At 29.2% G+C, this 14,234-nt stretch carries 11 protein-coding genes; 2 read left to right on the top strand and 9 right to left on the bottom strand.

The genetic code is table 11. The features are described 5' to 3' along the window. The 3 genes from J7M77_RS09220 to mngA form a co-directional block, all read right to left on the bottom strand. Window positions 1-1,118 (bottom strand): glycerate kinase (locus J7M77_RS09220; RefSeq protein ID WP_296877754.1); only part of this gene is annotated, 1,118 nt, incomplete at its 3' end. Beyond that, on the bottom strand, window positions 1,111-3,681 hold the full coding sequence (gene mngB, locus J7M77_RS09215; protein ID WP_296877752.1) for a mannosylglycerate hydrolase: 2,571 nt from the start codon (window positions 3,679-3,681) through the stop codon (window positions 1,111-1,113). The genes mngB and J7M77_RS09220, both read right to left, overlap by 8 nt. A gap of 10 nt (window positions 3,682-3,691) precedes the next feature. Continuing rightward, a complete protein-coding gene (gene mngA / locus J7M77_RS09210) occupies window positions 3,692-5,578 on the bottom strand; it encodes a PTS 2-O-a-mannosyl-D-glycerate transporter subunit IIABC (protein ID WP_296877750.1) in 1,887 nt (628 codons plus the stop codon). A 206-nt stretch (window positions 5,579-5,784) separates the two neighbouring features. Here mngA and J7M77_RS09205 point away from each other — a divergent pair, with 206 nt between their 5' ends. Together J7M77_RS09205 and J7M77_RS09200 are read left to right on the top strand one after the other, a co-directional pair. Then, entirely contained in the window at window positions 5,785-6,519 is a 735-nt protein-coding gene (locus J7M77_RS09205; RefSeq protein ID WP_296877748.1) for a MurR/RpiR family transcriptional regulator, read from the top strand. 235 nt (window positions 6,520-6,754) lie between these two features. Then, window positions 6,755-7,117, top strand: coding sequence for a helix-turn-helix transcriptional regulator (locus J7M77_RS09200; protein ID WP_296877746.1), 363 nt, complete (start codon window positions 6,755-6,757; stop codon window positions 7,115-7,117). A gap of 163 nt (window positions 7,118-7,280) precedes the next feature. Here the strand turns inward: J7M77_RS09200 and J7M77_RS09195 are convergent, their stop codons facing one another. From J7M77_RS09195 to J7M77_RS09170, 6 genes are all read right to left on the bottom strand, one after another. Continuing rightward, window positions 7,281-7,514: a hypothetical protein gene (locus tag J7M77_RS09195; RefSeq protein WP_296877744.1), complete on the bottom strand. Its 234-nt coding sequence runs from the start codon at window positions 7,512-7,514 to the stop codon at window positions 7,281-7,283. Window positions 7,515-7,595: 81 nt separating this feature from the next. Then, window positions 7,596-8,927 carry an MATE family efflux transporter gene (locus J7M77_RS09190; RefSeq protein ID WP_296877742.1) on the bottom strand — a complete coding sequence of 444 codons (1,332 nt, stop codon included), beginning with the start codon at window positions 8,925-8,927 and terminating at the stop codon, window positions 7,596-7,598. A 46-nt stretch (window positions 8,928-8,973) separates the two neighbouring features. Further along, window positions 8,974-9,942, bottom strand: a complete 969-nt coding sequence (locus J7M77_RS09185) for an aldo/keto reductase (RefSeq protein ID WP_296877740.1) — start codon at window positions 9,940-9,942, stop codon at window positions 8,974-8,976. 410 nt (window positions 9,943-10,352) lie between these two features. Then, a complete protein-coding gene (locus J7M77_RS09180) occupies window positions 10,353-10,982 on the bottom strand; it encodes a DUF4143 domain-containing protein (protein WP_296877738.1) in 630 nt (209 codons plus the stop codon). Window positions 10,983-11,836: 854 nt separating this feature from the next. After that, window positions 11,837-13,051 (bottom strand): MFS transporter, encoded by a 1,215-nt coding sequence (locus J7M77_RS09175; RefSeq protein WP_296877737.1) that lies wholly within the window; start codon window positions 13,049-13,051, stop codon window positions 11,837-11,839. A gap of 98 nt (window positions 13,052-13,149) precedes the next feature. Next, window positions 13,150-14,037, bottom strand: coding sequence for a LysR family transcriptional regulator (locus J7M77_RS09170; RefSeq protein ID WP_296877735.1), 888 nt, complete (start codon window positions 14,035-14,037; stop codon window positions 13,150-13,152). Window positions 14,038-14,234: the final 197 nt, after the last annotated feature.

The following is a 14,234-nucleotide window of genomic DNA, read 5'->3' as shown; positions in this document are numbered from 1 at the left end:
TTTAATAATCTAATAATATTTTGTGTAGTTAACATTAAAGATGACTTACCATCCTTTAATGCTTCTTTTAGTGGTTTAGCTTCATTAGTAATCGAAAACATTGCTGTTAAACCAAGATCATATAAATTAGTAGCATCCTGATTTATCCGACCAGCTAAAGCAATTACAGGAACATGATATTTTTTAGCTATCTTAATAATTCCGGAGATTGTTTTTCCATTAATAGTCTGACCATCAATACTGCCTTCACCAGTAAATATATAGTTAGCATCTTTGATTTGTTTTTCAAACTCAACTTTATCTAAAACAAGATCAATTCCACTAACCAGCAGAGCTTTGATTAGATATAAAGCACCGCCAATACCACCAGCTCCACCAGTTTTAGCTATTTTACTTAAATCAATGTGATATTGTTTTTCAACAATATCTTGAAAATGTAATAATGACTTTTCTAATATATCTAACTGTTTTAAAGAAGCACCTTTTTGCTTACCAAAAGTATATGTTGCTCCATGTAAACCCGTAAAAACATTTTCGACATCACTTGCTACAAATATTTGACAATTTTTCAATAATTCATTTACTTTGCTTAAATCAATTCGATTAATCTTAATAATTGATTGATAAGATAATGGTAATTTTTTATCATTACTATCATAAAAAACTGCACCTATAGCATAAAGTAATCCAAATCCGCCATCATTTGTACCACTACCACCTAAACCAATAATAATTTCTTTAGCTCCATTAATAATAGCATCTTTAATCATTTCACCAACACCAGTGCTTAATGCTTTAGTAGGATCTCGTTTATCTTTGGGAATTAAATTTAGCCCACAAGCTAAAGCAACATCCATAATTGCTAGTCCATCTTGATTCATTCCATAACTAATATCTATTAAGTGATGAAAGGGATCATGGACAGTTAGAAAAACTGGTAGACAATTAGCTGCTTCCATTAATATTTCAGTTGTTCCTTCACCACCATCAGCCATGGGAATTGAAAGGCAGTCAATTGTGCGGTCAACTGCCTTAATTCCTTTTTCAATGGCTTTACATGCGTCCTTAGCACTCATACTTTCTTTAAATGAATCACAAGCAATAACTATTTTAGTCATTTTTTATTATATATGATTGTACTTGATTATATTTAACTTCTTTTTGGAAATCTATTTGTTCTTCATTTAAATTTACTGATTGGCTGATTGGTATATTTAATTCTAATTTTTGTGGTTTAGTGTTAGTATTAAAAACACGGATAATATAACTATCATCATTTTCAGCTTTTTTTAGGGTACTTAAAGTTAAATTCTTATGATTTTGTTTAAAAAAGGAATAAATATATGGTGTATTAAAATCAACATCATTTAACTTCATGGCATTATATGGCATTTTATTATAAGTCACTAATGGTGTTAAACATTCTTTTGCAATCATCGATAAAGCACTAGCTTCATCATAAGTAGTTAAACAAAAATCATATTTCATTGTTCCAAGCAACTGAGAATCTGGCGTTTCCATTTTTATTCCTGAAGGTCTTCCTGGTCTTCTAACAAGATTTTCTTTACCTAAATACCCAACACTTCGATATAAAGTTATCGCCATCGTATCATAATTATCACCAATAATTTCATACTCTCTAATTGAGTTAGTGATAAGAGCAATTTGACTATCTTTGATTGTCACATAAGATAACATCGGATAAATAGAATCAGGCCGTTCCACCCATTTTTCTTTTTCCCAAATATCCATAGCCTGGTCATAAACTGGTCGATGAATCATTCCAAACTGATTATCACTTAAACTTTCCTTACCGTTAACTAGAGTAGGTATTAATACTCTTAAACGGTGATCTTTTACTTGATTATCGATATTAGCTTGAATATTGATATATTTACTATCATCAAATAACTCTACTTTAAATTCAACATGAATCTTGCCATCTTTTAATTTTTGATTACGTGAGTTGATATCTTTAGGTAACGCTAGATCATAATCGATTATAGCAACTGTTTTCAATCCTTGCTTTTCTATTTGAGATTTAGCGATAACATCGTTTGATGTAATGACCATATCTTTTATAGGCATTGAATAATCATAGCCATCTCCATCATCACCACTATCTTCTAATAGTAATACTTGATCATATTTAGTTTTATTAATTTTATCATATATTGATAATGTCCCATTTTTTTGAATATGAATCTGATAATATTTATTTTCTAATTTATCAACTATTTGATTTTGTAGCTTTGGCATTGTTTTTGATTCTAAGATAAAATATGTTTGATATCCCATTGCTACAACTTCGTCAATAAACTGGATCGTGTAACGAACAAATGGATCATAGTTACCATAATGAACAATTTGACGATCAATTAAACCGGGATCAACTATTTCCTGTTTGATAATTTTAAACGGAATTGATTGCTTATTGGCATCAACAAGCTCAAATGATTTCATTCTCGTTACTATATTAGCTTCAATAACTTTTTTGCGTGAATATGGTAGTAAATTAAATACTGTTAATTTATCTAATGAAATGTTGTAATCAATCGCATCCGTAATTTTGCGTTGATAAAAATCAATTAATCGATCAATTTTTTCATTTGCAAGAACAAAGCGATTTTTAATTTCATCATGTACTTTATCACTACAACAGCAGCCAATTGAATCATGAGCATGATTTTTAAGCATGTCTTTCCAAATAGATTCAATTGCTCCATGAAAATATTCAAAACCTAAAGAATGGGCTATACTAGCTAGCGGTTCTAAAAGATTAGTTAATTTATTTTCTAACAGTGTATTTAATGATTTGATATCACTGCGTGATGAATAAATTGAACGATGAACCCGCATATATTTTCCATCTAAACATTCACCATGAATAGTATCATAATTAGTTGTTTTTTCTAATTCTTGAAATAGTTGTTCATAATTGCTTAAAAAGAATTTTTTTTCTGGATAAATATGATGCAATTGATTCATGACATCATTAATATTCTTTTGTAACGGCATTTGATCATGACCATTAGGAAGTAAAATATGATTAGATGTTGCTCCCTTATCCAATACTGGCATATATTTATCACAACGTTTTTTTAATTCTTCATAACCAGTTGGAAGATATTTACCGATCGCATATCCCAGAGGTAATAGTTGTGTTAATACTTTACTGCCATCATCACTTTGCCAATAAAATTCTGTCTTATCAGTTCCCATTCTTTCGCTTGTACCTCGCCAAAAGATACTGCGATAAATATTAAATCCATTTAAAATCATCGGCAATTGTCCTGATTGTCCAAATGAATCTGGTAAATATCCGATTTTCATCACTGGACCAAACTGTTTGCAATCTAAATGCCCATATAACAAATTACGAACAATTGATTCACCGCCAACAACCATTTCATCACTTTGACTATACCACGGTCCAATGATCAATCGATTTGCTTGAATTAATTTTGTTAAACGCTCTTTATTTTGTGGCATTAATGTTAAATAGTCTTCCAAGATTGCGGTTTGACCATCTAAAGTATAAGTTGGATAATCAGGATCGTTTTCTAGACGATCCATAATTTCTTCCATATTATTAATTAATAAAAGTTTTGATTCTTCTGCTGAAAAATACCATTCACGGTCCCAATGCACATGTGGAACAATATGTACGTATTTTGCCATTTTATATCTCCTAGTCAGCTTTTTTTAGTTTATTCTTTCTAGTAATAATTAATAAAGCAGCCGAAATAACAGCTCCTAATACAGCAGCAAAGAACCAAACAAACATAGCTACTGGAACATTATCAGCAGTTAAAACAAAGATAGAGAATATTCCTGCACCAGGAACATCTAACCCGATATTAAATAAAGCAACAATAGCACCACAAATTGCAGAACCAGTACATAATGAAAGAATTACTCTAATTGGATCTGCCATCATAAACGGTATTGCTCCTTCGGTAATTCCAGCTAACCCAAGTAACCAAGTTGAATTTCCTACTTCTCTTTCTTCAGGCGTAAATAAATCTTTTTTGAATTTTGTTGCAAAAGTAACTGCAAAAGCAGAAACCATCTTAACTGATGCAAAAGCACAATATGGCATTAATACCCCTTCAGCCATAGCAGCAACACAGAAAGCATAAGCTGCTTTATTTACTGGTCCACCTAAATCAAAAGAAACCATAATTCCAATTACTGCTCCTAAAATAGCCGCATTAGAACCAGCTAAACTTCCTAAAAAGTCAACTAATGTTTGATTAATAAACGCTACCGGTTTACCTAAAATTAAAAGTAAAATAATTCCAACACTTAAACATGATAATACTGGATAAACTACAAAACTAATAAATCCTGCAAATGTTCCTTTGGCTGGTATCCATTTTTTTAGATATCTAATTGAATATCCTGCTAAAATACCACCTAACATTCCTACTAAGAAACCACCACCAACAGTGTTAGCACATAATCCTGAAGCAAATCCAGCTGCTAAAGCTGGTTTATCACCAATACTATATGCCATATAAGCAGCTAATACCGGAACCATCAATGTACCTAGTAAATTGCTTCCCATTCCTTTAATTAAAAATAGCCAGCTTCCTTCTGTATTCAATAAATCTGTAAAACCAAATAAACGTGCTCCAATTACACAAATTGCAGAAATCATCCCACCTGCAACAATCAATGGAATAACATGACTAATCCCAGTTAATACCGCTTCTTTTACAGTCGCAATAAAACCAGTATCATCTTGTCTAACTTGTTCTACAAATTCACCACGAGTTGTTTTTTCTCCTTTATCCAATGCTTCTAAAATAAGTTCTTTAGCCGATTTTAATGGCGTTGATACTTTAGTTTTTACAATTGGTAAATGTGAAAATCTAGTTTCTTCTTTTACAGCAACATCTACGGCAAAAATAGCAGCAGTAGCTTCTTTTAACATTTCATTAGTATGACGATCTTCTATCCCATTAGCACCTTGTTTTTCTACATACACATTTACGCCTAATTCTTGTCCCGCTTTTTGCAAAGCTTCAGCTGCCATATAAGTATGAGCAATTCCGGCTGCGCATGCAGTTACTGCTACAATCGTCTTATCAAATACTTTGATCTTTTCTTCACTGATATCAGCATCTAAATTTTGATAAAATTCACTTACTGTTTTTGAAGAATATAATTTTTTAGTATATTCTTGATTTGACATTTTTGTCATCATTTCTGCTAGTAATTGCATTTGTTTATTTTCTTGATCAGTTTGTGGTATAGCTAACAAGAAAACATATTGCACTTGATTTGTTTCAACAACACTTTCCCAATCTTTAATTGGTTTATTTAAAGTCATTACTGCAAATGATGCCTCATTTACAACTTCAGATTTACCATGTGGAATTGCTAGTCCCGCATCAATTCCCGTTGGTGTTAATTTTTCTCTTGCCATTACCGCTTTGAAAAATTCTTGTTCATCAGTAATCTTACCTTCTTGATACAATTTTGAAATTAAATACTTAATTAATTCTTCTTTACTCGAATAATCACTATTTAAAGTAATCAATCTTTCATTTGTCAATCTTGATAATTCCATCTTGTTCCTCCCGTAATATTTATTATTTATCTTTACAACCAGAATTTTAGCACAAGATTATTTATACACCGTTTATTCCTCATTTTTGCACAATATTTGTCTGTTTATATTTTGTTTTGTGTATAAATACACAAAACACTCTACATGAATACAAATAAAACATTTTTTATGATAGAATAATATAATCAACAAGGGTAGGTGTGTATATGAATTTTGAAGATCGTGTTTTAAAATATGAGTTTCAATTAAATGATACCGATGATGAAATTATTGATTATATTCGTCGTCATCGCAATAATATCCAAAATATCTCGATTCAAAAAATTGCTAATGATTTATATACTGTTCCCAATTCAATTATGCGTTTAGCTAAAAAACTCGGTTATAGTGGTTTTTCACAGCTAAAAATACTGATTCAGGAAGAGTATCAACACCAAGATCAGCTACACCAATTAAAAATTCCTAATAATGTCATTAAAACTATGGAACTGATCAATTATGATATATTATACGATGTTACTAAAAAGTTAATTGTTGCCAAAAAGATTCATTTCATTGGAGTTGGTGATTCTCTTTCCTTTTGTGAAATGATGGTTAGAAATATGCGCTGTATTGAAAAAAGAGCTGAATGTTATCAAAATTATCATGATATTGATTTTGAGGTAAAACACTGTGATAAAAATGATTTGATTTTTATTATTAGTGCTAGTGGTGAAAATAAACGACTTATTGAGCTTGCTAAAGATGCAAAATTGCGAGAAGTAACAACTATAAGTGTGACTCACTTTAATAAAAATCCATTAAGCCAAATTGTTGATATTCCATTATATTTTTATGGTGAACCAAGAAAAGTTAATGGTTATAATGTTGACGATCGAACAGGCTTAATGATTTTACTTAGAGAATTAAGTGAAGTTTTCTGGCGAAATTACTGGTTGTAAAAAGACTGTTTTTTACAGTCTTTTTATTACAAATGGCTAAAATCATGCTCAATTCTACTTTGACGTTTTTAATAAATGCTTAAATGAAAATACAAAAATTACTTTCAAAACGTAAAATGATGTCTTTGTTATGATTGGTTGACAAATTTCCAACAAAGATTGGTTGAAAAAATTGTTTGTATATGCAATAGTCTTCTTGCGATCGCAAATTAAAACAACTTTAGGAGGTATTAAAATGAATTTTAACGAAAAGCTAATCAATCTAAGAAAATCCAAAGGACTTTCACAAGAAGAATTAGGTAATGAACTAAAAATTTCTAGACAAACCATTTCAAAATGGGAATCTTGTCAATCTTATCCTGATTTTCAACGTTTGGTATTATTGAGTGATTATTTTGGAGTATCATTAGATGAATTGGTAAAGGATATTGATGTGCAAGAAGTAAGAGAAAAAAATATAAATAGTGAAAAAATATCTTCAATATACAATGACATAAATGGTAGCAAAAAAATTATCAAAGAATGTCTTGCAATTGGAGGCGCAGTTCTTATTTTCTTTGCTTTTATTGTTGTTTATGGAATTTTCTTTATAAAATAAATAATAATTTGATTTCTTTTGTATTGTTGAAAATTATTACATTAAGATAATAATATATAATTGTAACATGAAAAATGGGAGATATACATAATGTCATCAATGACTTAACTTAATAACACTGCTTCATCATCTTCCTTTTCATACTTTTTAATACTTTGCGTACCTATTTCTTTATATACCTAGTTGCGGTAGATACTCCAATCATTTCAATTATATTTTCTTTTCTCATTTTAGTAGTGTACATTGTCGCTTGTTTTTTAGTACATCTACAAAGTTCTCTAATAATTTCATTATTTATACTGTCATGAGTTTCTAGATAATCTCCTTTAATATTTGCTAAAGCAACAATTTCCTTTACACATAATTTAATCAAATTCTTAAACTTTAATGTATTCATCTAAGACTTGAATTCAATTTCAATTCCTTCACCTTATTTTATCAACTAATACTTTCTATTTATAAGTAAAAAAAGTATTTTTTAAAACATCTTTTTCATCGTACTATTATACATATAAATTCCAATAGGAATGGTAAATAATTCAGCTAGAATGAAAGCCAGCCAGATTAAATTAATATTTTGAAAAAATTGAAAAATAAAAACTAATCCAAAAGGAAAAATAACTTGTCGCATCATGGTTAAATACATACTTTTTGTACCAAGACTTAATCCTTGTAACATAGCAGCTATAACTAAACATATATGTGATAAATAAAAACTGATTGACATTATTCTAAGAGCCCCTACTCCCATATTCATCATATCTTGTGATGCATCAAAAATTACTAGAATGTTTTTAGTGAATATTTCTAAAACAATAAAAAAGATACCATAAATAGCTAATGAAAATATAGTTGCCCACTTTCTAGTTTCTTTAATTCTTGCTGGTTTATTAGCTCCATAATTATATGCTACAATTGGTATTACACCATTATCAATTCCATGAACTCCTACTAAAACTAAATTTTGGATCTTAGTACAAATACCATAAATAGCTATTGCAGTAGTTGAAAAACTTATTAAGATTGAATTCATAAATATTCCTACAAAAGAAGAAATACTTTGAACGATCGCAGTAGGAATCCCAACTTTTAAAATTTGTATCATACTTTTTAAATTAGGATGTAATGTAAATTCAATTGGTATTTCTTTGTTGTACTTTTTATTAATGATATACCCTGCTATACAGCCTACACATTGACCAATAACCGTTGCAATTGCTGCTCCTAAAGTACCCATTGCCGGCAGTCCAAAATAACCAAAAATAAAGATTGGGTCTAAAATTAAATTAGTTAAAGAAGCGGCTGAAAGAGTAAAGATAAATAAATTAGATTTCCCGCTTGCAATAACTAGACGATCAAATATCCATTGTCCCATTTGACCGAAACTAAACAGCATACAAACACTTAAATAAGCAATTCCGTATTCAGCTATTTCTTGATTTCCGCCAGATTGCCAAATGAAATATGGTTTGATAAATAAAATTGCTAGAACGGCAATAATGATCCATGCTAAAATTCCTAAACAAAATGATGCTGATGTAGCATTTTTTACTTTCGTTTGATTCTTTTGGCCAAGGGCTTTAGAAACAACTGCATTTAAACCAACCGCAATCCCACAGCCAAATGCTGATACTAATACTTGTACTGGTGATGATAGAGATACTGCCGTTAATGCATTTTCACTTACATGGGAAACGAAAATACTATCAACAAAATTATACATTGAACTTATCAATAAAGAAAACATTAGCGGTAATCCCGTTTTTAATACTAGTTTACTTATTTTTTCTGTACCCATTATATTTTCCATCTATACCCTCCTCAAATTATAAGATGAGGTTATTGGTAACCTCATCTTATCTAAATCCATATATTGTATGGGGAACATACGGTTCTTCTAAATATTTAATTTCTTTATCAGTTAGCTTGATATCCATTGCTTTAATTGCTTCATCAACATATTTTTGTTTGCCGCCACCAACAATTGGTGCTGTAATATATGGTTTTGAAAGTAGCCAGGCAATCGCAATTTGAGTTGGCGTAGCTTCTTTATTTGCGGCAACTTCCCATACTCTTTTAACAATTTCTTGATCGTGTTTTAATACATATTCATTTTGTAATTTTCCTAGGCTATCCACTCTCGGTGCATCATACGGTTTAACTAAAGCACCGTGAGCAATTGGTGAAAATGGTGTGATCGCGATATTTTTATACTGACACATTTTAACCATTTCTCTTTCATCTTCACGATTTAATAAATTTAATGTATCTTGCATTGAAATAAACTGGGTCCAGCCATGTTCTTTAGCAACAGCATTAGCTTCCATAAATTGCCAGGCAAACATTGCTGAAGCTCCAATATAACGTACTTTACCCATTCGAACAAGATCATTTAAAGCACACATTACTTCTTCTATTGGGGTAGTATAATCCCAACGATGAATGATATATAAATCAATATAATCAGTTTTTAAGCGTTTTAAAGAATTTTCTACTTCTCTAAAAATTGCCTTACGATTTAACCCTTTAGCATTAGCACCATCATACATTGGATAATATAGCTTAGTTGCAATGACAACTTCATCACGAACTCCAAGTTCTTCAATTGCTTCTCCTAAAATTCTTTCACTTTCACCTAAAGCATAATAATTAGCGGTATCAAAAAAGTTAATTCCTTGTTTATAAGCATGTTTGATTATTTCTTTAGCCTCTTTTTCACTCGTTTTTCCTTGAATACCACCTTTTTCATTTTGACCATATCCCATACATCCAAGACATAACTTAGATACTTTTAATCCCGTATTACCTAAATTTACATATTCCATAATATCGCCCCTTTCTGATACTTATTTTATCCTTTTACCTACTTTCAATCAATTTCAATTTCTTATCTTTATCATAAGTAAAACTTATAAATAATTCTATAGAATAAAAAGAGTGCGTAAAATTACCCACTCCTTATCTACAAAGTTTTATTGTTAAAGCATGTTCTAAAAATACCTAAAACTAATTGTTAACATCAAACTTCATAGTATTTTATGCCATTTATATTTCCTCCTACTTTTACACCCATAAAGAAATAAACTTATATAACTCAAAGTTATTTCTTTATAGCCATACCATAGTCGCATCTATGCTTTCTGAAATATGGATTCGCCCCAGATATATTCATATCTTTCGACTGGACTGTAAATAATCCTATCTAATTATACCAAATTTATTATATGTAGTAAAATTAAAATAATATGCTTTTTCGTTTTTGAAGAAATCTATCCATTGTAAACAGATATTTACTATAACCATCGGAAATATTCTCTAAAGGACGATATTCTCTTTCCTCTGTTCTATTTTTTCCATTTTCATCATAATTATCATTGTCAATAGTACGAGCAACCTGAATATAAGCATAATCATTAACTAAATTTCTAATTATAAAATCAACCTCTAATCCACCAATCTTTCCAATACTTATATTGTATCCTAATGATTTTAAATAATTATAAACAATATTTTCTAGAACTGGACCATAGTTGATCCTATTATCTGTATTCTTAGCAAAATAAAAACTTAGATCTGTCAAATAATATTTTTCTTCCCCATTTAATGATCTTTTACTTTTCATATCAAATCTTTTACATTTAGATATTATTTTCGCATTTTCAAGTATTTTCAAATAATTATAGACGGTAATTTTAGATACATTATCACCATTTTTTTTAAGATAGCTGCATAATGCATTTACTGAAGTTGTCGCCCCAAAATTATTAATAATGTATGTTTGAATTTTTTCAAAAATATTTCTTTTTCTAATTTTGTTATTTTTCTTAATATCTTTATCATATATCTCATCTATAATACTATTCACATATAATCTTTTATCTTCTAAAGAATTATATTTTAACGTTAACGGGAAATCACCCTCTAAAATATATTTGTTTCATGTAATCACCAATATGGTGTATACCACAAATGGGTTGATAACTAAACTTTTTTTAGTTTTTTTAAAATTAGTTTAGTTAAATGTCTATTTTACTTCTAAAATAATCCTTTGGATTAGACTTCAAAGCTATACTTCAATTTAATAAAACATCTTTACATGCAATATAAATTGTAATAGATATTTTATAGTTTTTTATCTTTAGAATATACTTTCAACCCTAATTATAATATCAAAATAAATATCATCTTATCTATCAAATTTTAATCGGGTTAATATAGATAATATCTCCCAGCTCTTATTTTAAGAAACGAGTTTATATTATCTATGATTGTATTAACCAGCAAATCATTTGCTGCAAAAATAGCCAACCATAAAAGATGTTACATAAAATTATATAGAAATAACGATTTCAATTTAAAGATAACAATAACTTCTATTTATTTTGCTGTTTAAAAACATCCTCGTAAAACCAGAATTAAACTACATTACTATAATGCAGTTGTTTTTTGACTTGTAGACATTCAGCAAATATTTGCCTTGCAGTTATATTTTCTGTGATTTCGATAATAAATTGTTTTACACAATTTATCATATCATACTTCGTTCGACATTACGCTGCAAGCTGCAGGGAAATGCCCAATGAGTTCTTTAGTATCCTTCACTTGGATACTAAAGAATCTATTATTGATTAACTTTTAGAATTTAAATAATTTACTCTCTATGTTCTTCATCACAATAAATATGTATTTTATTCATTAATAATTTTTCTTTCTCTCATTTTAATAAATAAAATCTTTTTCTCCAATTTTCTTTACTGACTTATTCCTCTTTAAATTTAAATTTTTAATTGTAATAATACCAGCTGTGATTATAGCTAAAATAACAAAACCTAAACAATCAAGATAAAAAACTCCTCTTAAATTATCTGTCCAAGATAATTGTTGAATCAATAAACTACCGTATGGTGCTAACGCACTACCCAGATTATATGCAACAATAAGTAATGACGTTCCTAATGCAGGATTTTTAAGATGAGAATTATTAACAATATTTGTTAGATAAGGCATCATAACTCTAAATCCAAAACCAATTAAAAATCCACCAATAACTGTTAAAATCATATTGTTGGAAATCCCAATAATCAACATTGCAATCGCAACGACAATAAATCCTAAAGATAAAATATAATCTTTAAGCATTTTGAACATTTTTCCAAACAAAAATCCAGATAACATAGAACCAAAACTAAGCAACATAAGTACCAAACTGCCGTCACTTGCTGTTCCATAACCTATTTCTTCAATCAAAGCTGAAATTTTAATCCCCATTGTCATATTAAATACTGCACCAATAAAAATCAAAACCATAAACGCAATAATGAATGATCCGTTTTGAAAATTATCAGCTTTTTCTTCTTTTTTTGATGTTTTACTCAATATATCTACAGTTTCTACTTTTGGTACAAACTTCCAAAATAGGAAAATCACAGGAAAAGCAATAGCATACGATAAAAAAGATGCCTGCCAATTTATATTTAATAACTGTCCGGCAACATAAGTGATGATTATACCACCAAAGCCACCTAATGCCTCATGATAGCCGATAAGTGATGTCTTTTCATCTCCATCAAAGAAATAATTGATTAATCCTATTAATAAAGAATTAAACAAACCGATTCCAAATCCTAATAACGCTCTTGAAATTAAAACAATGTAAAAATTATTAATAAATACCGGTATGATTCCAGAACAAGCAGTAATTACTAATCCTAATAATATTGTCTGTTTATAGCCAATCTTCTTTGCTATAAAACTACTAGTTAATACTGAAATCATCAAAAATAATGATGGAATAGTTGAAATCATCTCTACCATTGATAATGGAATTTCACTAAAAGCTTTAGCCATACTAGGAATGTTAGCATTGATTGCCGGTGCTGTCGTTACTAACATTGAAACTGATAATAGTGATATTTTTAAAATACTTTTTTTCATTGATATTTCCTCCTTTTTTTCTTGGCTTTAGTATATAAAAAAAAGAGAATCATGAGAATTCTCTTTTAGTTAATAAGTATTAACCTAAAAGTTAATACTTATTTATATAATTGTTTAAGTGCTGTTAAAAATAACTGCATATCTTTTGAAGGATTAAAAGAATGCATTATTCCAAACGGTATACTATAATCCCATTCCATCGGAATTATTTTCAACATTGGATGAATATTTTTCCATTCATTAACTACTAAAATTATTTTATTTTCATTAACACATTGATTAAATGCATGGACATTGAAAAAAGGAATATCATTTAGTTGAATTTGTGGATAGTTCATTGTCAAATCGTTTCTAATTTTATCAAAACTATCTAAATAAAATTTTCTTAATATCATAACATCTTGATTAAATAAATCCTCTATTTCTAACTTGTCTTTTTTGGCTAACGGATGATTAAGCGGCACAGCACAACAGATCTTAGTTTTATATAAGAAAAAAGCAGTACACTTTCTTTCTTTTAATAAATTATCATTATATATCCCAGCAACCATATCAATATTTTGACCAAAATTTCTCATTATTTCCCGAGCATTTTCTGGTGTGTTTTCAAATGATATCAGTTCAAACTTTAATTTTGGTTCAAGCATCTGTATTTTTAACCATAATGAAACAAGGAATTCAACAGGTGTTGTAAAAGATACCCCTATCCTTAAAATATGTTGATTATCCGATTGATTCTCTGCTCTTATAATCGCCTCTTTTGAATATTGAATAATATATTTTGCATCATGATATAAAGATTCTCCTGACTTGGTTAATTCTAAACCCCGATGCGTACGTTTAAACAAAGGGAAGCCTAAATTTGCTTCTAATAAATTAATCTGTTTCATAATAGCATTAGGAGAAATAAATAACGAATCAGAAGCTTTATTAAAACTTCCAGCATCCGCTACAGCAATAAAAGTATCTAATTGATGATTATACATGGTACCCCTCCTATATTTAGCTAATTAATGTGCTTTAAAGTTATAAATTGGTTTAATGATTTCAAGTATGTCAACTGTATCTTGAATATTATCAATTATATCATTAATATTTTTGTATGCCATTGGGCTTTCATCAATAGTTGATTGACAAACTGACGTTGTATATACATCTTTCATCGCATTTTCAAATTCCTCTA

Origin of the sequence: Thomasclavelia sp. (assembly GCF_017889095.1) — a bacterium.
Classification (GTDB): Bacteria; Bacillota_I; Bacilli_A; order Erysipelotrichales; family Coprobacillaceae; genus Thomasclavelia.
Note: the sequence above shows the minus strand (reverse complement) of the source record. Positions and strands in the feature narration are given on the sequence as shown.